At 68.8% G+C, this 24,017-nt stretch carries 22 protein-coding genes; 14 read left to right on the plus strand and 8 right to left on the minus strand.

The annotated features are described in order from the left end of the window. Nucleotides 1–40: 40 nt before the first annotated feature. The 9 genes from H0E82_RS13145 to H0E82_RS13185 all read left to right on the plus strand — a co-directional run bounded on the left by H0E82_RS13145 (nt 41) and on the right by H0E82_RS13185 (nt 9,305). A complete protein-coding gene (locus H0E82_RS13145; RefSeq protein WP_180545910.1) occupies nt 41–2,146 on the plus strand; it encodes a dipeptidyl-peptidase 5 in 2,106 nt (701 codons plus the stop codon). A 71-nt stretch (nt 2,147–2,217) separates the two neighbouring features. Beyond that, nucleotides 2,218–3,477, plus strand: coding sequence for a DUF819 family protein (locus tag H0E82_RS13150; protein WP_180545911.1), 1,260 nt, complete (start codon nt 2,218–2,220; stop codon nt 3,475–3,477). 176 nt (nt 3,478–3,653) lie between these two features. Then, nucleotides 3,654–4,082: a roadblock/LC7 domain-containing protein gene (locus tag H0E82_RS13155; RefSeq protein ID WP_180545912.1), complete on the plus strand. Its 429-nt coding sequence runs from the start codon at nt 3,654–3,656 to the stop codon at nt 4,080–4,082. A 67-nt stretch (nt 4,083–4,149) separates the two neighbouring features. Continuing rightward, nucleotides 4,150–4,512 carry a roadblock/LC7 domain-containing protein gene (locus H0E82_RS13160; protein WP_180545913.1) on the plus strand — a complete coding sequence of 121 codons (363 nt, stop codon included), beginning with the start codon at nt 4,150–4,152 and terminating at the stop codon, nt 4,510–4,512. A gap of 58 nt (nt 4,513–4,570) precedes the next feature. After that, nucleotides 4,571–5,551 (plus strand): hypothetical protein, encoded by a 981-nt coding sequence (locus tag H0E82_RS13165; protein ID WP_180545914.1) that lies wholly within the window; start codon nt 4,571–4,573, stop codon nt 5,549–5,551. A gap of 31 nt (nt 5,552–5,582) precedes the next feature. After that, nucleotides 5,583–6,095: a GTP-binding protein gene (locus H0E82_RS13170; RefSeq protein ID WP_180546562.1), complete on the plus strand. Its 513-nt coding sequence runs from the start codon at nt 5,583–5,585 to the stop codon at nt 6,093–6,095. A gap of 243 nt (nt 6,096–6,338) precedes the next feature. Then, nucleotides 6,339–8,021, plus strand: coding sequence for a carbon starvation CstA family protein (locus H0E82_RS13175; protein ID WP_180545915.1), 1,683 nt, complete (start codon nt 6,339–6,341; stop codon nt 8,019–8,021). Between the two features lies 1 nt (nt 8,022). Further along, complete coding sequence (locus H0E82_RS13180; protein ID WP_180545916.1) at nt 8,023–8,295, plus strand: cory-CC-star protein; 273 nt, start codon at nt 8,023–8,025, stop codon at nt 8,293–8,295. Continuing rightward, complete coding sequence (locus H0E82_RS13185) at nt 8,286–9,305, plus strand: ArsA family ATPase (RefSeq protein WP_180545917.1); 1,020 nt, start codon at nt 8,286–8,288, stop codon at nt 9,303–9,305. Before H0E82_RS13180 ends, H0E82_RS13185 begins: the two co-directional genes overlap by 10 nt. A 16-nt stretch (nt 9,306–9,321) precedes the next feature. On the opposite strand, the gene H0E82_RS13190 is transcribed toward H0E82_RS13185, so the two are convergent. From H0E82_RS13190 to H0E82_RS13220, 7 genes are all read right to left on the minus strand, one after another. Beyond that, the gene (locus tag H0E82_RS13190) at nt 9,322–10,344 is read right to left on the minus strand and encodes a magnesium and cobalt transport protein CorA (protein ID WP_180545918.1); all 1,023 of its coding nucleotides are present in this window, start codon (nt 10,342–10,344) and stop codon (nt 9,322–9,324) included. A gap of 24 nt (nt 10,345–10,368) precedes the next feature. Beyond that, nucleotides 10,369–12,408, minus strand: a complete 2,040-nt coding sequence (locus H0E82_RS13195) for a glycoside hydrolase family 97 protein (protein ID WP_180545919.1) — start codon at nt 12,406–12,408, stop codon at nt 10,369–10,371. Nucleotides 12,409–12,698: 290 nt separating this feature from the next. Next, entirely contained in the window at nt 12,699–13,928 is a 1,230-nt protein-coding gene (locus H0E82_RS13200) for a lipoprotein N-acyltransferase Lnb domain-containing protein (protein ID WP_425600345.1), read from the minus strand. Beyond that, complete coding sequence (locus tag H0E82_RS13205) at nt 13,915–14,784, minus strand: CorC family transporter (protein WP_180545921.1); 870 nt, start codon at nt 14,782–14,784, stop codon at nt 13,915–13,917. The genes H0E82_RS13200 and H0E82_RS13205 overlap by 14 nt, the downstream gene beginning before the upstream one ends. 70 nt (nt 14,785–14,854) lie before the next feature. Beyond that, a complete protein-coding gene (ybeY, locus tag H0E82_RS13210; RefSeq protein WP_180545922.1) occupies nt 14,855–15,343 on the minus strand; it encodes an rRNA maturation RNase YbeY in 489 nt (162 codons plus the stop codon). Beyond that, a complete protein-coding gene (locus H0E82_RS13215) occupies nt 15,343–16,335 on the minus strand; it encodes a PhoH family protein (protein WP_180545923.1) in 993 nt (330 codons plus the stop codon). The genes ybeY and H0E82_RS13215 overlap by 1 nt, the downstream gene beginning before the upstream one ends. 100 nt (nt 16,336–16,435) lie before the next feature. Further along, nucleotides 16,436–17,311 (minus strand): LysR substrate-binding domain-containing protein, encoded by an 876-nt coding sequence (locus tag H0E82_RS13220; protein WP_180545924.1) that lies wholly within the window; start codon nt 17,309–17,311, stop codon nt 16,436–16,438. Nucleotides 17,312–17,516: 205 nt separating this feature from the next. Between H0E82_RS13220 and bla the strand changes: the two genes are divergently transcribed. Beyond that, nucleotides 17,517–18,425, plus strand: a complete 909-nt coding sequence (gene bla, locus H0E82_RS13225; protein ID WP_180545925.1) for a class A beta-lactamase — start codon at nt 17,517–17,519, stop codon at nt 18,423–18,425. 74 nt (nt 18,426–18,499) lie between these two features. On the opposite strand, the gene miaB is transcribed toward bla, so the two are convergent. Further along, nucleotides 18,500–19,948 (minus strand): tRNA (N6-isopentenyl adenosine(37)-C2)-methylthiotransferase MiaB, encoded by a 1,449-nt coding sequence (gene miaB / locus H0E82_RS13230; RefSeq protein WP_180545926.1) that lies wholly within the window; start codon nt 19,946–19,948, stop codon nt 18,500–18,502. Between the two features lie 144 nt (nt 19,949–20,092). Here miaB and H0E82_RS13235 point away from each other — a divergent pair, with 144 nt between their 5' ends. From H0E82_RS13235 to H0E82_RS13250, 4 genes are all read left to right on the plus strand, one after another. After that, the gene (locus H0E82_RS13235) at nt 20,093–21,043 is read left to right on the plus strand and encodes a lytic transglycosylase domain-containing protein (RefSeq protein ID WP_328797033.1); all 951 of its coding nucleotides are present in this window, start codon (nt 20,093–20,095) and stop codon (nt 21,041–21,043) included. A 139-nt stretch (nt 21,044–21,182) separates the two neighbouring features. After that, complete coding sequence (gene petA, locus H0E82_RS13240) at nt 21,183–21,824, plus strand: ubiquinol-cytochrome c reductase iron-sulfur subunit (RefSeq protein WP_180545928.1); 642 nt, start codon at nt 21,183–21,185, stop codon at nt 21,822–21,824. Between the two features lie 41 nt (nt 21,825–21,865). After that, nucleotides 21,866–23,110, plus strand: a complete 1,245-nt coding sequence (locus H0E82_RS13245; RefSeq protein ID WP_180546563.1) for a cytochrome b — start codon at nt 21,866–21,868, stop codon at nt 23,108–23,110. Continuing rightward, nucleotides 23,103–23,861: a cytochrome c1 gene (locus tag H0E82_RS13250; protein ID WP_180545929.1), complete on the plus strand. Its 759-nt coding sequence runs from the start codon at nt 23,103–23,105 to the stop codon at nt 23,859–23,861. Before H0E82_RS13245 ends, H0E82_RS13250 begins: the two co-directional genes overlap by 8 nt. Nucleotides 23,862–24,017 lie beyond the last annotated feature (156 nt).

Here is a 24,017-nt window from a genome sequence, read left to right on the forward strand (position 1 = left end):
GGCGGCCTACCATTCGGGCTCTTTGCCCGGAGTCCGCGCCATGTCCATGCGTCTTGCCGTGTTGCCCCTGTGCCTGCTCGCCGCGCTGCCCCTGGCCGCGCAGACCCGGGGGCTGGACGTCCGTGACCTCGTTTCGATCGACAGGGTCTCCTCGCCGGTCCTGTCCGAGGACGGGCGTCAGGTGGTCTTCGCGCAGCGCAGCGCCGAGGCCGACGGCAGCAAGGCCGAGACCGCGGTCTATGCGCGCAATCTGCTGACCCGTGACATGGCGCCGCCGCGCCGGGTCACGCCCGCGGGCTGGAACGTCAACTCGCCGTCGCTTTCGCCCGACGGGCAGACGCTGTACTTCCTGAGTTCCAAGAACGGCAGCTCGCAGCTGTATGCGATGCCGCTCGCCGGCGGCACGCCGCGGCAGCTCACCGACGTGGCGGTCGACGTCGGCAGTTACCGGCTCTCGCCCGATGGACGTCGCGTGGCGTTCAGTGCCGACACCTTTGCCGAGTGCGGCGCGGACCTCGCCTGTACCCGGGCCCGGCACGCCGAGCGCAAGGCCGCCGCGGCCAGCGGCGTGGTCTACGACCAGCTGTTCGTCCGCCACTGGGACACCTGGCGCGACGGCACCCGCAGCCGCCTGTTCGTCGCCGAGCTGCCGGCGCCGCGCGGCCGTGCACTGACGACGGCGCGCGCCCTCGGCCACGCGCTCGACGGGGACATTCCGTCCAAACCCTTCGGCGGCACCGAGGACTACACCTGGGCGCCGGACGGGCGCTCGCTGGTGGCCAGCGTGCGCATCGCCGGCCGCACGGAACCCTGGTCGACCAATTTCGATCTCTACCGCATCGATGCGGTCGGTGACGCCGCGCCGGTCAATCTCACCGAGGCGAACCCCGCCTGGGACGCCGGGCCGGTGTTCAGCGCCGACGGCGCCACGTTGTTCTATCGCGCGATGAAGCGCCCCGGCTTCGAGGCCGACCGGTATGCGGTGATGGCGATGGACCTGTCCACCGGCACCGCGCGCGAGATCGCACCGCGCTGGGATCGCTCGCCGAGCAGCCTCAAGCCGTCTGCCGACGGGCGCAGCCTGTACGTCGCCGCGCAGGACACCGGGCAGTACCCCTTGTTCCGGGTGGACGTCGCGAGTGGAGATGTGACTCCGCTCGTGGCGGACGGCTCGGTCTCCGCGTTCGCGGTGGCCGGCGACACCGTCGCCTTCACCCGCAACAGTCTGCAGACCGGCGACGTGCTCTACACCGCGTCGCTGCCGGCGCTGGGGACGGGCGACGACGGTGATGCGGCGCTGCGCAAGATCACCGAAACCGCGGGCGAACGCCTCCCCGACGTCGTATTCGGCGAAGCCGAGCAGTTCACCTTCCGCGGCGCGGGCAACGCCACGGTGCACGGTTATGTGGTCAAGCCCTGGAACTACCAGGAGGGCCAGACCTATCCCGTCGCCTTCATCATCCACGGCGGCCCGCAGGGCAGCATGGCCAACGGCTGGAGCTACCGCTGGAACGCGCAGACCTATGCGGGTCAGGGCTACGCGGTGGTGATGATCGACTTCCACGGCTCCACCGGTTACGGCCAGGCCTTCACCGATGCGATCAGCGGCGACTGGGGCGGCAGACCGCTGGAAGACCTCAAGCGCGGCTGGGCCGCCGCCCAGCAACGCTATGCCTTCCTCGACGGCGACCGGGCCTGTGCCCTGGGCGCGAGCTACGGCGGTTACATGGTCAACTGGATCGCCGGCAACTGGTTCGACCGTCGCGGCAACGCGCCGTTCAAGTGTCTGGTCAACCACAACGGCGTGTTCGACACCCGCTCGATGGGCCTGGTGACCGAGGAGTTGTGGTTCACCGAGTGGGAGTTCGGCGGCACCGTCGCGGCGAATCCGCGCGCCTACGAGAAGTTCAATCCCGCGCGGCATATCGAAAAGTGGGTCACTCCCACCCTGGTGGTCGCCGGGCAGAACGATTTCCGCGTTCCGGTCGACCAGAGCCTGTCCTCGTTCACCGCGCTGCAGCGCAAGGGTGTGGAGTCGAAGCTGCTGTATTTCCCGGACGAGAACCACTGGGTGCTCAAGCCGGCCAACAGCATCCTCTGGCACGACACCGTCAACGCCTGGCTCGAGCAGCACATCGGCCAGTAAGCGCCTCGGAACGGCCGGCTTTACGCCGGCCGTTCTCCTTCCGACACCTTCTTGCCCGGAACACCCAGTCGATGGCGATCGAGTCCACCGTGCCTTCCTCCGCGCTGATCACCAGTGACATCGTCCTGTTCGGCCTCATCGCCGCCACCCTGGGTGTCATCTTCTGGCTGGCGAGCGGCCCGACCCCGTTCTGGAAGAAGTTCTTCACCTGGGTGCCGGCGCTGCTGTTGTGCTATTTCGTGCCGGCCCTCTACAACACGCTCGGGTTGATCGACGGCGAAAACAGCAGTCTCTACAACCCCGTGGCGAGCCGGGTGCTGCTGCCGGCCGCGCTGGTGCTGCTGACGCTGTCCATCGATCTCAAGGGCATTCTGCGCCTGGGGCCGAAGCTGCTGTTCGTCTTCGTGGCCGGCACCCTGGGCATCGTGTTGGGCGCGATCGTCTCGTTCCAGCTGATGGAGTGGGTCTGGCCGGCGGCCGTGGCCGGCGACACCTGGCGTGGTATGGCGGCGCTGGCCGGCAGCTGGATCGGCGGCGGCGCGAACATGGTGGCGATGCGCGAGGTCTACGAGGTCGACGCGACGCTGTTCGGACAGTTCGCGGTGGTCGACGTGGCCATGGCCAGTGCACTGATGGCGACACTGCTGTTCCTGGCCCATCGCTCGGCGCAGATCGATGCGCGCTCGGGCGCCGATACGCGCGCCATCGACGAGATGAAGGCGCGCATGGCCGCCTATGAAGCCGCGAACGCACGCATCCCCACCCTGACCGATCTGATGGTGATCGTGGGCGTGGCGTTCGGCGTGGTCGGCCTGGCGCACGCCGTCGCGACGCCGCTCGCGGCGTTGTTCGGCGCGAATGTGGCGATGGCGGCGCAGCTCAGTCTCGACTCCGCCTTCGTCTGGGTGGTGCTGCTGGCCACGGCGGCGGGCCTGGGGCTGAGCTTCACCCGTGCCCGCGTCCTCGAATGTGCAGGCGCATCGAAGATCGGCACGGTGTTCCTGTACTTCCTGATCGCCTGTATCGGCATGCAGATGGATTTCACCAAGCTGTTCGACCGGCTCGAGCTCATCGCAATCGGCGTCATCTGGATGAGTGTGCACGTGCTGGTGATCTGGGGCGCCGCGCGCCTGGTCCGGGCGCCGTTGTTCTATGTCGGCGTGGGCTCGATGGGCAATGTCGGCGCAGCTGCGTCGGCACCGGTCATCGCGGCGGCCTTCCATCCCACGCTTGCACCGGTCGGCGTACTGCTGGGTACGGTCGGCTACGCGACCGGGACGCTGGTGGCCTATCTCACGGGGCAGATCCTGCGGTTGATGGCGGGGCAGTAAGCGGGCCGTCGGGCATCGGTCCGCGGCAGGGTGACCCGGCAGGGCACCTTGAGCGCACCAGCGGCAGCCGCAGGCGATCTGCGACACCGGTTCACCTTGGATGCCGTCACCGGGCACATATCATCTCTGGCATGGACCCTGCTTACTGCAGTCCCGTTCCTTAATAGGCGGTTCCCGTGCAGCAGGCCACCCTCGAAAAGATCGTCAGCATGAGTGAGCGGAACGTGCAGTCGCCGGTCGACGTCGATGCGATCCGCGGCGAGTTCGAACGTGTCCAGTCGCGTGCGAACGGCATTTCAATGCTTCTGCTGTCCACGGCCGACGGCCGCGCACTGGCGGACTGGACCCACGCCCGCCTCGATCCACGCCGCGTCGCAGCCATGACGAACTCCTTCCTGACCCTCGGCGAGACGCTCGCCCGGGAAGTGGGCATGTCGGGCGCCGATCACGCCACGGTGTCCACGGCGCAGGGCAGCTTGGTGGTCGTCCGCGTCACCGGCACCAGGTCCTGCACGCTGGCCGTTCTCGGGGACCCGAACGCCACCCTGGCCGTGCTGCTCTTCGCGGCGCGCGAGTGTGCCAGCCGCATCCGTCCACTGATCTGATCCGCGCCGGATCAGCGGTTCCCATCGTTTTCTCCGATCCCTTCGTCAACCTCCCCAAGGACATCCCATGGCAGGCAATTTCAGTCTCGATCAACTCAACGGCATCGCCGGCTTCATCGGCGCGGCCCTCGTCGACAGCGACAGCGGCATGGCACTCGGCATTCTCGGTGGCGGTGCGCTCGACCTCGAGGTCGCGGCCGCAGGCAACACCGAAGTCATCCGTTCCAAGCGCAACGTCGCCAAGATGCTGGGACTCAACGAGTCGATCGAGGACATCCTGATCACGCTCAACAGCCAGTACCACCTGATCCGCCCGCTGGAAAGCAATGCGGCGCTGTTCCTCTACGTGGTTCTGGACCGGGCCAAATCGAACTTGGCCATGGCGCGTCACGAGCTCAAGGCGTTCGAGCGCACGCTGGACTTCAAGTAAGCACCGGCACGATCCGGGTGCCCGTGGTGCGCCGCGGGCGGCGGGCCGCCTCCAGACCATGTCCAGATTCCAGCACGCGCGCATCGCCGAGGCCGGCCTCGATCTGCTGCACACGACCCGCCTCAAGGTGGCGTGTTCATTGCTCATGGCCGAGCGGGTCCATGCCGATCTCGGGGACTGGCCGGACACGCGCGCGCACCTTCTGGTGGCGGGGCTCGACGACGCCGGGGGCCTGCGCGCCGCCGGGGAAGCGCGCGAGGCCGGGGTGACGGTGCTGGCCATCGCGCGGAATGCCGACGGCGCGACCGATGCGCTGGCCCACGGCGTGACGGTCAAGGAGCTCTTCGAACGGTTGCGCATGCTCCTGGTCGACGGGACGCCATCGCAACCCGATGCCCGCGCGCACGCCCGGTCGGAACCCCCGCGATCCGTGCAGGGACCGCCGACACTGTTCGATCAGGTCGCGGCCGCCGGTGGGCTGGTGCTGGTGCAGCGCGCCGGCATGCGCGCAGCGATCGATCGCGGACGTGGCGTGGTCCACGTCGCCGGGGACGGTGACGCCGACGTGTTCGCCGACACCTGGACGTGCGACGACTGGGAGGTGCGGGCGCTTGCCCGCACGGAGGTGGCCGGCGCTATCGACGGGCTGCTGCGCACAATGCCGCTGGAGAGCGTGGCCTGGCAGGCGGCGGCCCGTGCGGAGATCCCGGTCCTCGCGTCGGTGTCCGATGACGCGATCGCCTTGAGGGGGTGGCCTGCGGTCGACATCGAAGCGATCCCGGCCCACTGGATCCTGCCGATGGCCTGCCTGCTGCACGGCGCATGCAACGCGGACGCCCTTGCGCGAATGACCGGAATTCCTTCAGGCGAGGCGGCCCGGATCATCGCGGCCGCCCATCTCGGCGGACTGGCCGAGATCGTCGCGCCCACGGTGCGTCCGCGCCAGGGCACTCCAGGCGGTGGTCCGCCACCGGCCACCGGCTTTCTCGCGCGCGTGGCGCGGCGTTTTGGACTGCAGTTCGGAGGACATCGTGGATAACGTCACCACCAAGCTCGTGTTCGTGGGCGACATGGGGGCCGGCAAGACCACGGCCATCCGCTCGATCTCCGACCGCGAGCCGGTCAGCACGGAGATGCCGATCAGTGACGAGGTCACGTCGGAAAAAACGCACACCACGGTTGCGCTCGACTACAGCTCGGTGGAGCTCGAGACCGGGGAGCTGCTGCATCTCTACGGCGTGCCCGGACAGGGCTACCTCGACTTCATGTGGCCGATGGTGGCCGAGGGCGCTCTGGGCATCGTCGTGCTGGTGAATGCCCAGCAGGCGGACCGCGTCGACAGCACCGCGCATCTGTTGCAGCGGTTCGGCGCGCTCGCGCCCCAGGCCTGTTTCGCGGTCGGTGTCACCCGCACCGACCTGACCGACGGCTTCGCGCTGGCAACCTTCCGGGATGCGCTGCTCGAGCGGGGCTACCGCATTCCCGTGATGCGCATGGACGCACGGCAACCGATCCAGGTCGATTTCCTGATCAAGACGCTGCTGTCCTACCAGTACGCGCGCTCGCTGCCTCCGGGCGACTGATCGCGCCCTCGAGCCGCGGGGATGCACCGGCTTGCGCGCTCCGCGTCCGCCGTGCGGCGAGACCCGCCGGCCGCCGCCTTCGGAGGCGAGAACGTGCCTGCATCGCCCGGGGTCGCGCGCGCGTCAGACTTTAGTCGTAGCCCGGCCGCTTATCGCGCCGTCAGGGGTTCCCTCGTCACGCCCCAGAGGTGATCCTTCCGTGGCTGCGGTCGGTGCCGCGATCAGATCGGGAAGGTGTTGGCGATGAATGCAATCGTTCTGCTGCTCGTCGGATTGACGGCCCTGGCGCTCGGGTACTTCTTCTATTCGAAGTTCATCGCCGAGAAGATCTACCGGCTCGAGGCCGGCTTCCAGACACCGGCGCACACCATGCGCGACGGCGTGGACTACGTGCCGACCAACAAGTTCGTGCTGTGGGGACATCACTTCACTTCGGTTGCCGGTGCGGCGCCGATCGTCGGGCCTGCGATCGCGGTGATCTGGGGCTGGGGGCCGGCGTTCCTGTGGGTGGTCTTCGGGACGGTGTTCTTCGCGGGCGTGCACGATTTCGGCGCCTTGTGGGCCAGCGTGCGCAATCGCGGCAAGTCGATGGGCATGCTCAGCGGCAGCTACATCGGCCGCCGCGGGCGCAACCTTTTCCTGGTCGTGATCTTCCTGCTGCTGCTGATGGTGAATGCCGCCTTCGCGGTCGTGATCTCGAACCTGCTGGTGTCCACGCCCACGTCGGTGATCCCGGTCTGGGGCGCGATCGTCGTGGCCCTGGTCATCGGCCAGTTGATCTACCGCTTCAAGGTCGGCCTGCTGTGGCCGTCGATCATCGGCGTCGCGGTGCTCTACGGTCTGATCTGGCTCGGCAGCCTGTACCCGATCGCGCTGCCCGAGACGGTGCTCGGAATGAGCCCCAATTCCACCTGGATCGTGCTGCTGTTCCTCTACGCCGGCATCGCGTCGCTGCTGCCGGTGTGGGTGCTGCTGCAGCCGCGCGATTACATCAATGGTCTGCAGCTGTTCGTCGGTCTCGGGATCCTCTACGCCGCGGTGCTGATCGCGTCGCCGACCATCGTCGCGCCCGCGTTCAACAGCGCCGTGCCGGCAGGTACGCCGAGCATCGTGCCGCTGCTGTTCGTCACCATCGCCTGCGGTGCGATCTCGGGGTTCCACGGCATGGTCGCCTCCGGCACCACATCGAAACAGCTGGACAAGGAAACCGACGCCCGCTTCGTGGGGTATTTCGGCGCGGTCGGTGAGGGCATGCTCTCGCTGGCGGCGATCATCTGCTGCACCGCCGGGTTCGCCACGCTGGTCGACTGGCAGGCGGTGTACAGCAGCTTCGGCGGCGGCAACGTCACGGCCTTCGTCAACGGCGGCGAGGCATTGATCTCCGCGGGTCTCGGCCTGCCGCAGAACCTGGGCGCGACGCTGCTGGCGACGATGGCGATCCTGTTCGCGGCCACGACCATGGACACCGGCCTGCGCCTGCAGCGCTTCGTGGTGCAGGAGGCGGCCGAACTGGCCGGCTTCAAGGTCGGTACGATGCTCGGCACGGTGATCGCTTTGGCGGTCTGTCTGGCCCTGGCCTTCGGCGCGGGCAGCGGCGGCAGCGGCGGCATGATCATCTGGCCGCTGTTCGGCACCACCAACCAGCTGCTGGCCGCACTGACCCTGTCGATCATCACCGTCATCCTGATCCGCAAGGGACGCAACCCCTGGTTCACCGGCATCCCGATGGCCTTCCTGATGGTGATGTCGGTCTATGCGCTGGTGGTGCAGCTGGGCACGTTCTACAACGATGGCAAGTGGCTGCTGCTGGTGATGGACATCGTGATTCTGATCGCGGCGCTGTGGGTGGCGTTCGAGGCGGCCATCGCGATGCGCAAGGGCCGCGAGGCCGGCCCGGGTGATGCCGTGGACGTGCCGAACGCCTGACATGACCGAGGACGCGTCCGGTTCGGCGCTGGCCCGCCTCTCGGCGGGCCTGCGCGAGTTCTATGCGGCGCCGTACCGGCGCACGTTCGCCCGTGCGCAGCGCGACGAGGACGACCTCTTCATGCTGATGGTGTTCTCCGAATCGCTCGGTGTGCCCAGCCCGGTGGGCTACTACACGCTCGAGCTGATGCCCGTGATGTACGAACGTTTCCACGACTGGCACCGGCGCATGGGGCTCGAACGCTCGCCGCTGGACCACGTCGCGTGCTGCTGACCACAGCGTCCGCGCGCCGCGTCGTCTTCATCGGCGGCAAGGGCGGGGTCGGCAAGACCTCGGTGGCGTCGGCGCTCGCGCTGGCCCAGGCGCAGGCCGGGCGCCGCGTCCTGCTGGTGTCCACCGATCCCGCGCACAACCTGGGCCATCTCTGGCAGTGCACGATCGGTGCCGGGCCACGGGCGCTGGCGACGGGCCTCGACGCCATCGAGATCGATCCCGAGGCCACCGTCGCCGCGCATCTCGCCCAGGTGGGCGATGCCCTGCGTCGGCTGATGCCGTCGCATCTCGCGGGCGAGGTGGACAAGCATCTGGCCCTGTCGCAGGACGCGCCCGGCATGCACGAGGCGGCCCTGCTCGAGCGCATCGCCGAGCTGGTGCACGATGGGCCCGAACGCTACGACCTGCTCGTGTTCGACACTGCGCCGTCCGGACACACCGCCCGGCTGATGGCATTGCCGGAGATGCTGACGGCCTGGACCGAGGGTCTGCTGCAACGGCAGGAACGCAGTGAACGCTTCGGGGCCGCGCTGCGCAATCTGGGTCGCGACGACGGGGTGGGTGCGCGTGCGCTCGGCGGCGAAGCGCCGTCGGCGACGCCGGCGGATCGCGACCAGGCCATCCGCAGCTTGCTGCATCGCCGTCGCCATCGCTTCGAGCATCTGCGCGCCACGCTGGCGGATCCAGCGCGCACGGCCTTCTTCATCGTGCTGGCAGCCGAACGCCTGCCGGTGCTCGAAACCATCGAACTGCACGCGCAACTGCAGCGCACCGGTATCGAGGTCGCCGGTCTGCTGGTCAACAAGCGCGCACCACGCGATGCCGGCGAATTTCTCGCTGCCCGGCACGCGCAGGAAGCGGTGCACCTGGCCACGCTGCGTGATGCCCTGCCGACCCTCCCGTTGCAGGAAGTGCCACTGCTGGGCGCCGATGTCGTCGGGGCGGCTGCCCTCGCGGCCTTCGCGGGCCTGCTCGGCGAGGCCGCGACACCGGCCGCGCGTACGGATTGAGGCGACGGCTGCGCGACTAGAGCCAGCGCGCGCGCTTGAACATGCGATACAGCACGGCCATCACCGCGATCACGCCGCCGATCAGCACCGGATAGGCGTAGCGTCCGTCCAGCTCGGGCATCATGTGGAAGTTCATGCCGTACCAGCTGGTGATCAGCGTCGGCGCCGCCAGCAGCGCCGCCCAGGCGCCCAGCCGTTTGACGGTCTCGCCCTGGGTCAGGGTGACCAGGGCCTGATTCACGCTCAATGCCGTGCCGAGCATGTCGCGGATGGCATCCACGGTCTCGTTGATGCGCACCGAATGGTCCAGCACGTCGCGCATGTACAGCTTGGCCTCGGCCGGAACGAGCGGGCTGCCCGAGCGCACCAGCTGCGAGAGCACGTCCTGCAGCGGGGTCACCGCCACGCGCATGTAGGTGAGCTCGCGTTTGAGCGCGTACAGCCGGATCACGATCCCGCGGTGGAACTGTTCGCTGACGATCTTCTTCTCGAGCGTGTCCAGCGTCAGCCGGAAGTCGTCGACGATCGGCAGGTAGTTGTCGACGATCGCATCGAGCACGGCATACAGCGCGGCTGCCGGACCCAGCGCCAGCAGCTGGGGCTCGCGCTCGATGCGCAGGCGCGCCGGCGCATACGACAACGACGCGCCGTGGCGCACGCTCACGAGGTAACGCGGGCCCAGGAACAGATGGGTTTCGCCGTAGGCGATGCGCTCGTCGATGGCCTGCGCGGTCTGCGCGACGATGAACAGAGAATCGCCGTAGGCCTCGATCTTGGGGCGCTGATGTGCCTTGCCGGCGTCCTCGATCGCCAGATCGTGCAGGTCGAATTCCGCCTGGAGCACGGCCAGCACCCCGGCATCTGGTTCGAACAAGCCGATCCACGCGAACGCGTCCGGATCGCAGGCCAGCGCCGCGCCGATCTCCGCCAGCGGGACATCGCGCTTGCCCGCGGGCCCGTAGAGCGCACAGTTCACGACGCTGGAGGGATTGCCGGTGGGAGCTGCGGACGGGCTGGTCATCGCGGCATGGTCGGCCATGCCGCACGCGGCGACAAGCGCGCGTCAATGCGCGACGAAACGGATCGCCTGCCCACCGCCGGGCGCCATCGCCACTGTGAGCACGCTCGAGGCGCCGATCTCGCGCGCTTCGATCACCAGGGCGTGCGGATCCGCCTGCCACCCGGCGCCGGGGCCGTCGCGGTAGATCTGCGCGGTGTAGCGGCGACCGGGTTCGAGGAAGTCCAGGGCGACCTCGACATTGCGCGGCGTGTCGTCGGTCACCGCGCCCAGATACCAGTCGTCGCCGCCGCGTTGACGCCGGGCGATCACCGCGAACTCGCCGACCGCGCCGTCGAGCGCGCGCGTCTCCTCCCAGTCCACCGGCACGTCGCGGACGAACTGGAACGCCTCGGGGCGCGCCTCGTAGTGGTCGAGCAGGTCGGCGGCCATCTGCAGCGGACTGTAGATCACCACGTACAACGCAAGCTGCTTGGCCAGCGTCGTCGCCATCGGTGCACCGGACCTGGTGTCCATGCCGAAGATGCCGGGTGTGAAATCCATCGGCCCGGCGAGCAGGCGCGTGTAGACCAGCGTCGCCTCGTGCTCCGGCGGATTGCCCGGCTGCCCCCAGGCGTTGTACTCCATGCCCCGCGCGCCTTCGCGCGTCACCAGGTTCGGATACGTGCGGCGCAGGCCGGTGTCCTTGACCGGCTCGTGCGGGTTGACGCTGATCCGGTGCTGCGCCGCGGCCTCCACGACGCGCTGGTGATGCCGCACCATCGCCTGGCCTTCGTGCCAGGCGTAGCGCAGCGCGCCGTCGTCGCCGCGCACCTTGGCCTGCCCGGCGTCGGCGACATAGCCGGTCTTGACCGCCTGCACGCCGAGACGGCCGTACAGCGCCATCGCATCGTCGAGCTGCGCTTCGTAGTGCGCCGCGTGGCCCGACGTCTCGTGGTGACCGATCAGGGTCACGCCCTTCTCGCGCGCGTGGCGGGTGACGGCCTCGATATCGAAGTCGGGGTAGGGCCTGGTGAAGCTGAAGGTCTCGCCGTTGCCGAACCAGTCGCCGTCCCAGCCGACGTTCCAGCCCTCGACCAGCACGCCGCCGATGCCGTTCGCCGCGGCGAAATCGATGTGGCGGATCGCATGCGCGGTGGTGGCGCCGTGCTTCGGTCCCGAGGCCCAGGTCTTGCGATCCAGGTGCATCTCCCACCAGATACCGACGTATTTCATCGGCCGCACCCAGGAGACATCACCGAGCGCGTCGGGCGCGTTGAGGCTGAGGATCAGGCTTGATTCGACCAGTCCACCGGCGCGCTCGCTGATCTGGATCGTGCGCCAGGGTGTCGCGAACGGCGCGGCCACCTCGACCTTCGCCGCGCCGATTCCGGGCGTCAGTGCGGCCTTGAAGCGGCGGCCTTCCGCGCGCGTGAGGTTCATGCCCGAATAGTCGACCAGCGCCGCTTCGTGGATCGACAGGTGCAGGCCATCGCCGGTCCGCAGGGTGATGGGCGTCTGCGCCAGCCCGACTTCCTCGACCGGGGTGCGGTGATAGATGTACTCCTCGCGGTTCCACTCGAACGCGGGGATCCACCACGCGGTCGCGGCGTCGGCGATGTCGAACTCGGTCAGCTCCTCGGCGATCGACAGGCGGTCGAGCCCGGGCTGCTTCGGCACGTCATAGCGGAAGCCGACACCGTCGTCGAACACGCGGAACACCACGTCGAAGCGACGCTTCGGTCCCGCGGTCTCGGCCAGCGTGACCCGCAGTTCGTTGTGGTGGTCGCGCATCTGCCGGCGCTCGCCCCAGGGCTGCTCCCAGCGTTCGTCATGCGTTTGCGTGGCTTGGCCGACGATCGCCAGATTGCGTTCGAACTTGCGCGTATCGGTGAACATCAGGCCCAGGCGCGACGGCGCGATGACCGCGCGGCCATCGCGACTGACGGCGTAGCTGGCGCGGCCCTCGTTGTCGGTGGTGACCTCCACGGTGATGCGGGCATCCGGCGAGGCGATACGCGCGCTGGTGCGCGGCTCGGAAGCCGGCGTGGCGAAGGTGGCGAGTGGCAGCAGCGCAGCCAGCAGTCCGGCAAGACGGTTCGACATCGTGCAGCGCCCTCCCGGACGCAGTGGGTGATGCGTTCGCCGGGAGTCTGGCACGCGGAATCCACGCGGCTCGGGTGCATACGTATGCAGGGATGCGTGCGCCGGCGTGATCCGCAATGGCGCGCGCGACCGCACCTGGATCACCGGGAGGCCCATGGTGCGGAGACGGCGGGAGGCCAGTGGCGTCCGGCCGGAGCACGGACGCACGGCGGATTTCGCCTGAGACCGGGCTGGGCCTTGTCCGGGCGGATCTGCGGCTCAACCGTCTGCGCGGAATTCCCGGATTGCCGTCAGGAGCGAAGCGAAGCCGGCGCTGCAGGGCGTCGCAGCGCCCAGTACAGCGCGACGTGCACCGGCATCAGCAGCGACAGCCAGGCCGCGTTGCGCTGCGGCAGCACCGGCAGCCAGTGCAGGAACAGGGCGGCCACCCCGGCCAGCAGGACCGTCACGAGCGTCCAGCGGAACAGGGGACCCGCGTCGCGCCCGCGGGCGATGCGCCAGCCGCCCCGCAGCAGCAGCAGGCACAGCGGATTGAACAGCAACAGGTTGTGGTTCTGCCACGCGAAGTGGTGCGCGGTGGCCCACCACAGCAGCAGCATCACCAGGCCGAGCAGGGCGCACAGCGACCAGAACGGCAGGGCCGCTGCGGCGACCACGCGGGGCGCACGCGTACCCGCCGCCAAAAGCGCACCGCCGATCGCGAGCCCGGCGAGCAGCCAGGGCCACAGGCGGCGCGCACGTTCCGGGGGCTCGGCCTGCTGCCGATGGGCGATGACCGTGGTTTCGCCGCGCACGAGTGGGCGACCGTCGGCGCGGCGAACGCTGCGCAATGCGTCCGCCAGACGCATCGGCACGAAGGCGTCGTCCCAGAGTGCATTCGGCCGGTCCGATGCGGGGCCCAGGCCGATATCGAAGCCCAGCCACATCCAGGGGGCCGGCGAGGCCAGGCGCACGGCGTCGCCGCGATAGGTGTTGCCGCGCGATCGTCCCTGCAGCTGGCGTCGTAGCAGGCCGTCCAGCGCACCGTCGAGAGCGTCGCGCACGCGCGTCGAACAGTTGTCGGTGAAGTAATCGTAGCGGTAATGCGCGTTCTCGGGCCGCGCGTTCTCGGCCAAGGCGTCCGCGAGCCGCAGCGCCTGCTCCGGGTCGAGATCGAGCCACTGGATGGTCACGCCGCGCCCGACATCGCGGTAATAGGCGAGATCTTCGAACAGCGGCAGCGCCATCAGCTGGTAGCGCATGTCCCCACGGAGGAAGCGCCCGATGAAGCCCGGCTCGGCCGGGTCGAAATACCCGAAGTTGTAGGACACCGGGCCCGGCGCATCCGGCGCGTCCACCACGATGGCGTTGTGGCCGAAGCGCTCGAAGAACACGTCGCCCGGCTGCATCGTGGCCACGCCGATGCGTGGTACCGGCGCTGCCGGGTCCTGGGCCAGCGCCGGCCACGCCAGCGCCAGGCACGTCACGAGCACCGCCCGCCACCATGCGGCGGCGGGCCGGAGCCGGTCAGTCGGCCGCATGCACGCTGACGTGCAACGCATGCAGCCGGCGCGAGTCGGCGTCGGTGATGCGAAAGGCGAAGCGGCCCAGGGTCAGTTCCTCGCCCACCTCGGGCAGGTGGCCGATAGCGCCGATGATCACGCCGCCGATGGTGTCGTACTCGTCGTCGTCGAAGTCGGCGCCGAAGCGCTCGTTGAAATCGGCGATGGGGGTCAACGCGCTCACCGCGAACTGGCCGTCGGCCTGGGCGGCGATCAGCGCGTTCGGATCCTCGGCGTCGTCGTGCTCGTCGTCGATCTCGCCGACGATTTCCTCCAGGACGTCCTCGATCGTCAGCAGGCCCGCGACGCCGCCGTACTCGTCGATCACGATGGCCATGTGGTTGCGCGACTGGCGGAACTCGCGCAGCAGCACGTTGAGCTTCTTGGATTCGGGGATCAGCACCGCAGGACGCAGCAGCTCGTGGATCGTGCCGGGCCCGTTGTCGGCGACCACGCCGCGCAGCAGGTCCTTGGCGAGGAGGATGCCCAGGATCTCGTCCTTGTCCTCGCCGTGCACCGGGAAGCGCGAGTGGCCGGATTCGACCACCTTTCGCATCAGTTCCAGGAACGGGGCATCCGCCGGCAGCGCCACCATCTGCGCGCGCGGGATCATCACATCGCCCACGGTCTTGCTAGAGATGCCCAGCGCGCCCTCGAGCATGCGCAGCGTGTCGGCGTCGATCAGCCCGTCTGCATGGGTGTCGCGCAGCAGTTCGACGAGGTCGTCGCGGTTGCTGGGTTCGCCGGAGATCGCCGAGCTCAGGCGCTCGAGCCAGCCGCGTCGGCGTTCATGGGGTTCGGAACCGGGGGAGGGTCGACTGTCGTCCTCGGACATGGTGCGGATCTGGTCAGGTCGCGTCCGGATGGACGCACGGAGAGTCTAACAGGCCGGCGCGAACGGCCCGTCAGCGCACTTCGCCGGCGTAGGGATCGCCCACGCCGAGCCCGGCGAGAATCTCGCGTTCCAGCTGCTCCATCGCCTCGGCCTCGGCGGTGTTGTCGTGGTCCCAGCCCAGCAGATGCAGCACGCCGTGCACCGTGAGGTGGGCGTAATGGGCATTCAGGGTCTTGCCTTGCTCGGCAGCCTCGCGCGCGACCACCGGCGCGCACAGCACCAGGTCGCCGAGCAGCGGCAGACGCACGCCCTCGGGCAGCCCTTCGGGCAGTTCGGCCGGAAAGCTCAGCACGTTGGTGGCGTAGTCCTTGCCGCGGTAGTGCCGGTTCAGCGCCCGGCCCTCGTCCTCGCCGACGATGCGGATCGCGAGGTCCGCCTCGCGGATGCGGCCGGCGAGCGCCGCGCCGGCCCAGCGCCGGAAGGTCGCGGCAGCGGGCACCCCCTTGCGCGCCGTGGCATACCCGACGGCGACCTCGAGATGAACGGGCCCGCGGGTCATCATTCGGAACCGCGTTGCCCGCTGGCGGCCGCATCGGCATCGCGGCGCTCGTAGGCGCTCACGATCCGCGCCACCAGCGGATGCCGCACCACGTCGCGTGCCTCGAAGAAGGTGAAGCTGACCCCGTCGACGCCCTTGAGCACCTCGATCGCGTCCTTGAGCCCGGACCGCACGTGCTTGGGCAGGTCCACCTGGGTCATGTCGCCGGTCACCACCGCGGTACTGCCGAAGCCGAGCCGGGTCAGGAACATCTTCATCTGTTCGATGGTGGTGTTCTGCGCCTCGTCGAGGATCACGAACGCGTCGTTGAGCGTGCGGCCGCGCATGTAGGCCAGCGGCGCGATTTCGATCACGTTGCGCTCGAGGAGCTTGGCGACCTTTTCGACGCCGAGCATCTCGTAGAGCGCGTCGTACAACGGACGCAGATACGGATCGACCTTCTGGCTCAGGTCGCCGGGCAGGAAGCCGAGCTTCTCGCCCGCCTCGACCGCGGGGCGCACCAGGATCAGGCGTTGCACCCGCGACTCGTTGAGCGCATCGACCGCCATCGCCACCGCAAGGAAGGTCTTGCCGGTGCCGGCCGGACCGATACCGAAATTGATGTCGTGGGTGGTAATGCGGTGCAGGTACTTGGCCTGGTTGGCGCCGCGGCCGCGGATGGTGCCGCGCTTGACCCGCACCGCGACCTCCTGCGGTGCGTAGTCCGGGTCGTCGTTGACCACGTTGGCCTCGCTCAGGCGCAGCGCGATGCCCTGGGTGTCGAACACCTCGGTCTCGGTCTCGGCGTAGAGGGCCTTGAGCAGACGTTCGGCATCGTCGAGCGCGCCGAGCTCACGTCCGCTGATACGGAAGATATTGCCGCGGTTGGCGATCTCCACACCCAGTCGCAGCTCGATCTGGCGCAGGTGGGTGTCGAAGGGGCCGGCGAGATTGGCGAGCCGCCCGGTATCGGAGGGCTCGAGCAGGAAGTTGCGTTCGTGGAGATCGGTCATGGCGCGGATTCTAGCGGCCCGCCTGCAACGCCGCCGTGTAGCGGGCAGCTGCCGTTATCGTGCGCCGGCTGCGGCCGGGGGCGGCCGCCGCCCGCGCCGGTCATGCCGTGACGCCCCCTTCGGCCTGCAGCCAGTGGCGGAAGCGCGCCGCCGCTTCGCTGTCCGGGCGCGAGCGCAGCTGCGTGAGCCAGTAGCGCCCGAGCTCAAGGGTCTGCGCGAAGACCTGGACCAGTCGTCCCTGGGCCAGGTCCTGCTCGAACAGTTTCAATGGCAGCAGGGCGACCCCGCTTCCGGCCGCGGCCGCGCTGGCGAGGGTCAGCGACGAATCGAAGACCGGACCGCGGGCTTCGAGTCCGGGCATGCCGGCGGCGCGCAGCCAGCGCGGCCACTCGTCGCTGCGGTAGGACCGCAGCAGCGGCACGCGCGCGAGGTCCTGCGGCTGCATCACGGTCCGCGCCAGTGCGGGCGCGCACAGCGGTGCGAACGGGGCGTCGAGCACGGGTGTACACAGCTGGCCCTGCCAGTCGCCGTCCCCGAAGCGGATGGCCAGGTCGAGACCGTCGCCTGCCAGATCGATCCGGTTGTTGTGGGTCTGCAGGCGCAGCTCGATGTCCGGGTGCCGGGCGGAAAAGCCGGCGAGGCGCGGCAGCAGCCAGCCGGTGGCGAACGTGCCGACCACGCCCACGTGCAGCACCGTCTGCGCCGGACCCTCGACCAAGCGATCGAGGCTGGCCGCGATACGGTCGAATGCCGCATTGAGTGCCGGGTAGAGCCGGGCGCCCTCATCGGTCAGGGCGACGCCACGCGGCAGGCGATGGAACAGCGCCGTGCCCATGCGGTCCTCCAGGCTGCGGATCTGGTGGCTCAGCGCGGCCTGGCTCACGCACAGTTCGAGGGCGGCGCGGGTGAAGTTCTGGTGCCGCGCGGCGGCTTCGAACGCGCGCAGGGCATGCAGCGGCAGCTGGGAGCGGAGCATCGGCGTGACGTGAGCGGAGTTGATACCAGTCTCGCATCGCCCAGTGCATTCGGCGCAGGGGTCAGCGCGATGGGGCGATCGGCCGAATGTGGCCGAGCGCCTGGCGCAACGAGGCATCAGTCTGCCTCATGTCTCTTCCTTGGAATCGTTGCTGGTGAGCGGACCGGCCTGTTCCGATACTGGAGTCCCAGCTCCGGAGATGCCCATGCCCGCCCGACGTCAATTCCTCCTCTGGACCGGCGCTGCCGCCGTCGCCGCCCTGGCCGGCAGGGTGCCTGCGGCCGACCGCGCGCCCGCTGTCGCGGATGCGGCAACGCGTCAGGACTTCGCCACGCTCGAGGCCGCCAGCGGCGGGCGCCTCGGCGTCACTCTGCTCGACACCGCGAGCGGGTGGCGCACCGGTCATCGTCAGGACGAACGGTTTCCGATGTGCAGCACCTTCAAGTTCGCGCTGGCGGCGGCGGTACTGCGCGGCGCCGACCGTGGCGTCCTGTCGCTCGATACGCGCGTGCCGGTGCGCCGGCAGGACATGGTGTCGCATGCTCCGGTGACCTCGCGCCATGTCGGCAAGGACCTGACCCTGCGCGACCTGTGCCGCGCGACCATGATCACCAGCGACAATCCGGCCGCGAACCTGCTGCTGGGCCAGATCGGCGGGCCGCCAGGACTGACCCGGTTCCTGCGCGAGAGCGGCGATGCCGTCACCCGTAACGACCGCACCGAGCCGGCGATGAACCGCTTCGCCCCGGGCGATCCGCGGGACACCACCAGCCCGGCCGCGATGGCCGCGAGCCTGCAGCGCTTCGTGCTCGGCGAGACCCTGTCGCCCGCCTCGCGCCAGCAGCTGGCCGACTGGCTGATCGACAACGAGACCGGTGACGCGCGCCTCCGCGCCGGACTGTCGCCGGCCTGGCGGGTGGGCGACAAGACCGGCAGCAACGGCGAGGACACCAGCAACGACATCGCGATCCTGTGGCCGCTCGCGGGCGGCCCGGCCTGGGTCCTGACCGCCTATCTGCAGGGCGCGAGAATCCCGGATTCCGAGCGCAACGCCGTCCTGGCCCGCGTCGGCCGCATCGCCGAGACCATCATCGCCGGACGCTCCGGCGCCTGAAGCCGGCGTCGACCGGCCCCGGTGCCTGTTCGGCCGGGACGCCGCGGCTCCGTCGGGGCCGCGGCAGGCAGTGATCAGGCCGCGGCGATCCCGGACACGACCACCCGCCCGCGCAGGGAATTGCTGAGCGCCGCCGTGATCTCGACGTCGACGAACCGGCCGATCAGCCGCGCCGGCGCGGGAAAGTTCACCGAACGCATGTTCTCGGTCTTGCCGGTGAGCTCGGTCGGATCCTTGCGCGACGGGCCTTCGACCAGCACCGTCTGCACGGTGCCGACCATGCGCTCGGAAATGCCGGCGGCATACGCATTGATGTGTGCCTGCAGCCGCGAGAGGCGGGCGTGCTTTTCCTCCGGGGTCACCGAGTCCTCGAGATCCGAGGCCGGTGTGCCCGGGCGACGCGAATAGATGAAGGAGAACGACTGGTCGAAGCCGACGTCCTCGATCAGCTTCATGGTCTTCTCGAAATCCGCTTCGGTCTCGCCGGGAAAGCCGACGATGAAATCCGAGGAGATCGAGATGTCGGGACGCACCGCGCGGAGTTTGCGGATCTTCTGCTTGAACTCGAGCACCGTGTAGCCGCGCTTCATCGCCGACAGGATGCGGTCGCTGCCGGCCTGCACCGGCAGGTGCAGGTAGTTCGCGAGTTTCGGTACGTCGCGGTAGGCCTCGATCAGCGAGTCGGAGAATTCGAGCGGATGCGACGTGGTGAAGCGGATGCGGTCGATACCGTCGATCTCGGCGATGGTGCGGATCAGCAGGCCGAGGTCGGCGGTCGCGCCGTCGCCCATGTCGCCGCGGTAGGCATTGACGTTCTGGCCGAGCAGGTTGATTTCGCGCACCCCCTGGGCGGCCAGCTGCACCACTTCCACCAGCACGTCCTCGAACGGTCGGCTGATCTCGGTGCCGCGGGTGTAGGGCACCACGCAGAACGAGCAGTACTTCGAACAGCCTTCCATGATCGACACGAACGCGGTCGGGCCCTCGGCGCGCGGCTCGGGCAGCCGGTCGAACTTTTCGATCTCGGGAAAACTGATGTCGACCTGGGGCAGGCCGGTCTCGCGCTTGGCGCGGATCAGCTCGGGCAGGCGGTGCAGGGTCTGCGGGCCGAACACCAGGTCCACGTAGGGCGCACGCTTGACGATGGCCTCGCCTTCCTGCGACGCCACACAGCCGCCGACGCCGATCAGCACCGGCCTGCCGTCCTTCTTCAGCGCCTTCCAGCGGCCGAGCTGGCTGAAGACCTTTTCCTGCGCCTTCTCGCGGATCGAGCAGGTGTTGACGAGGACGACGTCGGCTTCCTCGACGTTGTCGGTCAACTCCAGGCCGTCGCTCGCGGCGAGCACGTCGGCCATCTTGGCCGAGTCGTACTCGTTCATTTGGCAGCCGTGGGTCTGGATGAAGAGCTTGCCGCGCGACGGGGCCGCGCGCTGCGGGCTGCAGGCAGCCCCAGGCAGGGTGGCGTCGGGGATCGGTGCGAGCGCGGCGGGCGGCGCGGGCGCCGTGGAAGCGGTCTGGGTCATGGCGTGTCCGGGGCGCGGCGTTGAGTCCGGGCCGGAAGGCGGTGAGGGGAGCGAAGTGTAGCGACATCGCCCGGGCGTGCGCGGCCCGACGTGTTCAGGATCAAGCACTTGGCAAGCGCTCCGGAAGCAGGGACACTCCGCACCGTGAAACGGGGATGGGGACTCATCGTGGCGCTTGGTCTGCTGGCGGCCTTTCCGGCTGCCGGCAGCACGCTGTATCGCTGCGATACCGGCGACGGAATCCCGCAGTACGTCAGCAAGCGCGTTGCCGGGGCCAGCTGTCGCCTGGTCAGTTCCGGCGCGCCTGCGCCGCGTCGTGCACCAGCGTCCGGCGCGCCGGCTTCCGCCACGCGAACGGCTTCGCCCCCGGCCGGCATCGACAGCAATCCACCCGCCACGTTCATGGGCACGAGCACCGCCGAGTCCGTGCGGACCGCCGCGACGGCGCCCGCCCCGGCGGCTGCGACGCCGCCCGCGACCCAGCCTGCGGGTGCCGGCGGGCAACCGCAGCGCCGGCTGCAGCAGGGGCAGGTGTATTCGTACATCAAGGACGGCGTCCGCCACTACAGCAGCAGCCGGCCCTCCGGTGCGGGCCAGGTCGCGGCGGTGCGGACCATCCAGTACAGCTTCTTCGAGACCTGCTACGCCTGCGGCGCCGCGCCCGGGGTCAATTTCGGCACCGTGCGGCTCAACCACGACGCGTACCGCGACGAGATCGCCCGCGCGGCGCGCGATTTCGGCGTCGAGGAAGCGGTGGTGCGCGCGATCATGCATGCCGAGTCGGCCTTCAATCCCAACGCGCTTTCGCGCGCCGGCGCGCAGGGCCTGATGCAGTTGATGCCGGCCACGGCGCGGCGCTTCGGCGTGGTCAATGCCTACGACCCGGAGCAGAACATCCGCGGCGGCGTGGAGTATCTCGCCTGGCTGCTGAAGCGGTTCAAGGGTGACCTGACCCTGGCCGCCGCCGGCTACAACGCCGGCGAGGGCGCGGTCGACCGCCACAAGGGTGTGCCGCCCTACAGCGAGACCCAGCGGTACGTGGTCCGCGTGGCCCAGCTGGCCGAGCGTTACCGCGGCCAGGTCGCCACCCGCTGAGCGCGAAGACGCTCGCACCGATTGTTCCTCGATTCAGGCTTCCGTTACACTCGGGCGTCTTTTGCGGCCGGCCGGTGGAAGAGGGCGGTTCCGCGGCAGCCAGTACACAACAGCTACCGAAAAAAGAGCGGAGTACCGGATGGTCGACGAAGCGGTGATCGGGCCTGGGGATGGGGAAGCCCCGGTCAATGAAGGGCGGCGCCGGTTCCTGACGGCCAGTACCCTGGTCGTGGGGGCAGTGGGCGCGGGCATCACCGCGATCCCGTTCATCAAGTCGTGGAATCCCAGTGCGCGTGCGCGGCTCGCCGGTGCGCCGGTGACGGTCGATATCGGCGCGCTCGAGGAAGGTCAGCGGCTGATCGCCGAGTGGCGCGGCCAGCCGATCTGGATCGTCCGCCGCTCCAAGGCGATCCTCGAGGCCCTGCCGACCCTGGACGCGCAGTTGCGCGACCCGGAGTCGACCAACGCCGACCAACAGCCGGACTACGTGCTGCAGGCCAATCCGGAGCTGCGCTCGCTCAAGCCCGACATCTCCGTGCTGGTCGGCCTGTGCACGCACCTCGGCTGCTCGCCCGAAATGGTCGCCGAGATCCGGCCCGCGCCGTTCGACGCGAACTGGAAGGGCGGCTACTTCTGCCCCTGCCACAAGTCGAAGTTCGACATGGCCGGACGCGTCTACGATGGCGTGCCGGCGCCGACGAATCTGCTGGTTCCCCCGCATCACTACGCCGATGACACCACCCTGGTGATCGGTGTCGACCCGTCCGAGGGGAACGCCTGATGGCCGGCAACGACCAGAAATCCATGCCGAACAACCCCGTCATGGGGTTGGTCGGCGGTGCGCTGAACTGGGTGCACGAGCGCGCGCCCGGCATGATGCCGTTCTACCGCAAGCACATGAGCGAGTACTACGCGCCGAAGAATTTCAACATCTGGTACATCTTCGGCGTTTTGTCGCTGGTGGTGCTGGTCAACCAGATCCTGACCGGCATCTTCCTGACGATGCACTACAAGCCGAGCGCGGCGGAAGCCTTCGCCTCGGTCGAATACATCATGCGCGACGTGGAGTGGGGCTGGCTGATCCGCTACATGCACTCCACCGGTGCCTCGCTGTTCTTCGTGGTGGTCTACATCCACATGTTCCGCGGGCTGATGTACGGCAGCTACAAGAAGCCGCGCGAGCTGGTGTGGATCCTCGGGATGCTGATCTACCTCGTGCTGATGGCCGAGGCGTTCCTCGGCTACGTGCTGCCCTGGGGCCAGATGTCGTTCTGGGGCGCCAAGGTGATCATCTCGCTGTTCGGTGCGGTCCCGGTGATCGGCAACGGCCTGACCGAATGGATCATGGGCGACTACCTGCCCAGTGATGCCACCCTCAACCGGTTCTTCGCGCTGCACGTCATCGCGCTGCCGCTGGTGCTGCTGCTGCTCGTGGTGCTGCACCTGGGCGCGCTGCACGAAGTGGGCTCGAACAATCCGGACGGCGTGGACATCAAGAAGGGCCCCAAGGGCAACCGCTGGTCGGCCACCGCGCCGGCCGACGGTATCCCGTTCCATCCCTACTATTCGGTCAAGGACGGGTTCTACGTTTCCTTCTTCCTGATCATCGCGGCCTTCATCATCTTCTTCGCCCCGGCGTTCGGCGGCTGGTTCCTCGAACACGACAACTTCACCGAGGCCAACCGCCTGGTGACCCCCGAGCACATCAAGCCGGTCTGGTACTACACGCCGTACTACGCGATGTTGCGCGTGGTGCCGAACAAGCTCGGCGGCGTGCTGGTGATGTTCGGCGCGATCGCGATCCTGTTCCTGGTGCCGTGGCTGGATCGCTGCAAGGTGCGCTCGCACCGTTACCGTGGTCCGTTGACCAAGATCATGCTCGCCCTGCTGGTGGTGTGCTTCGTCTGGCTCGGCAAGATCGGCGCCGGCCCGGGCACGGACCCGGTGGAGACGATCATCGGCCGCGTGCTGACGTTCCTCTACTTCGCTTTCTTCATCACGATGCCGCTGTGGACCAAGCTCGACAGCACCAAGTCCGTGCCGGAACGGGTGACGACGCATGACTGACCACGCCTTCGCCCGCCCGTTCTTCGCGCGCATCGCCACGGCCGCCGCGGGCCTGCTGCTGTCGTTCGGTGCGTTCGCCGCGGCCGGCGGGCCGGTCGAGCAGTCCGGCACCGACATCGGCGACCGGGCTTCGCTGCAGCGCGGTGCGCAGCTGTACATGAACTACTGCGCCGGCTGCCACTCGCTGAAGTTCATGCGCTACTCGCGCATGGCCGAGGACCTGGGCCTGACCGAGGACGAGGTGATGAACAACCTCAACCTCACCGGCGCGGCCTTCGGCGAGCACATCATCTCGTCGATGCCGGCCGCGCAGTCGGCACAGTGGTTCGGCCAGACGCCTCCCGACCTGAGCCTGATCACCCGCGTGCGCGGGAGCGACTGGGTGTTCACCTATCTCAAGTCGTTCTACATCGACGAGACGCGGCCGCTGGGCTGGAACAACACCCTGTTCCCGAACGCGTCGATGCCCAACCCGCTGTGGGAGATGCAGGGCGTGCTCCGGCCGGTGCACGGCGAGCCCGACGACATCGGCGAGCCGACCGTCGCGCATCTGGAAGTCGGCACGCCCGGCAGCCAGAACGCGCAGCAGTTCGACCAGACGGTGCGCGACATCACCGCGTTCCTGGAATACGTCGGCGAGCCGGCCGCGCTCAAGCGCCAGCGGCTCGGCGTCTGGGTGCTGCTGTTCCTGACGTTCCTGACGTTCATGGCCTGGCTTCTGAAGAAGGAGTACTGGCGGGACGTGCACTGAGTCGCGCTGCCGGCCCGTGCATGCGGGCATCCCTGCCGGGCGTCGTTGCCGGTCGCGGCGGGGAAATGCGAGACTCGGGAACCGCGACGACCGTCTGCGAGGGGCAGCCGGCGTCACGGGGCTGGCGGATCCAGCCTCCGGAAGGCCGACGACGGC

Origin of the sequence: Luteimonas deserti (assembly GCF_013425765.1) — a bacterium.
GTDB classification, from domain to species: Bacteria; Pseudomonadota; Gammaproteobacteria; order Xanthomonadales; family Xanthomonadaceae; genus Luteimonas; species Luteimonas deserti.

Bases quoted from the DNA above. Each gene is read 5' to 3' on its own strand.
- petA (WP_180545928.1), top strand. From the start codon at position 21,183: ATGGTCGACGAAGCGGTGATCGGGCCTGGGGATGGGGAAGCCCCGGTC.
- H0E82_RS13220 (WP_180545924.1), bottom strand. From the start codon at position 17,311: ATGCTCCGCTCCCAGCTGCCGCTGCATGCCCTGCGCGCGTTCGAAGCC.
- H0E82_RS13160 (WP_180545913.1), top strand. From the start codon at position 4,150: ATGGCAGGCAATTTCAGTCTCGATCAACTCAACGGCATCGCCGGCTTC.
- bla (WP_180545925.1), top strand. From the start codon at position 17,517: ATGCCCGCCCGACGTCAATTCCTCCTCTGGACCGGCGCTGCCGCCGTC.
- H0E82_RS13215 (WP_180545923.1), bottom strand. From the start codon at position 16,335: ATGACCGATCTCCACGAACGCAACTTCCTGCTCGAGCCCTCCGATACC.
- H0E82_RS13145 (WP_180545910.1), top strand. From the start codon at position 41: ATGTCCATGCGTCTTGCCGTGTTGCCCCTGTGCCTGCTCGCCGCGCTG.
- H0E82_RS13190 (WP_180545918.1), bottom strand. From the start codon at position 10,344: ATGGCCGACCATGCCGCGATGACCAGCCCGTCCGCAGCTCCCACCGGC.
- H0E82_RS13250 (WP_180545929.1), top strand. From the start codon at position 23,103: ATGACTGACCACGCCTTCGCCCGCCCGTTCTTCGCGCGCATCGCCACG.
- H0E82_RS13150 (WP_180545911.1), top strand. From the start codon at position 2,218: ATGGCGATCGAGTCCACCGTGCCTTCCTCCGCGCTGATCACCAGTGAC.
- H0E82_RS13245 (WP_180546563.1), top strand. From the start codon at position 21,866: ATGGGGTTGGTCGGCGGTGCGCTGAACTGGGTGCACGAGCGCGCGCCC.
- H0E82_RS13170 (WP_180546562.1), top strand. From the start codon at position 5,583: ATGGGGGCCGGCAAGACCACGGCCATCCGCTCGATCTCCGACCGCGAG.
- H0E82_RS13175 (WP_180545915.1), top strand. From the start codon at position 6,339: ATGAATGCAATCGTTCTGCTGCTCGTCGGATTGACGGCCCTGGCGCTC.
- ybeY (WP_180545922.1), bottom strand. From the start codon at position 15,343: ATGACCCGCGGGCCCGTTCATCTCGAGGTCGCCGTCGGGTATGCCACG.
- H0E82_RS13200 (WP_425600345.1), bottom strand. From the start codon at position 13,928: ATGCGGCCGACTGACCGGCTCCGGCCCGCCGCCGCATGGTGGCGGGCG.
- H0E82_RS13205 (WP_180545921.1), bottom strand. From the start codon at position 14,784: ATGTCCGAGGACGACAGTCGACCCTCCCCCGGTTCCGAACCCCATGAA.
- H0E82_RS13180 (WP_180545916.1), top strand. From the start codon at position 8,023: ATGACCGAGGACGCGTCCGGTTCGGCGCTGGCCCGCCTCTCGGCGGGC.
- H0E82_RS13165 (WP_180545914.1), top strand. From the start codon at position 4,571: ATGTCCAGATTCCAGCACGCGCGCATCGCCGAGGCCGGCCTCGATCTG.
- H0E82_RS13195 (WP_180545919.1), bottom strand. From the start codon at position 12,408: ATGTCGAACCGTCTTGCCGGACTGCTGGCTGCGCTGCTGCCACTCGCC.
- miaB (WP_180545926.1), bottom strand. From the start codon at position 19,948: ATGACCCAGACCGCTTCCACGGCGCCCGCGCCGCCCGCCGCGCTCGCA.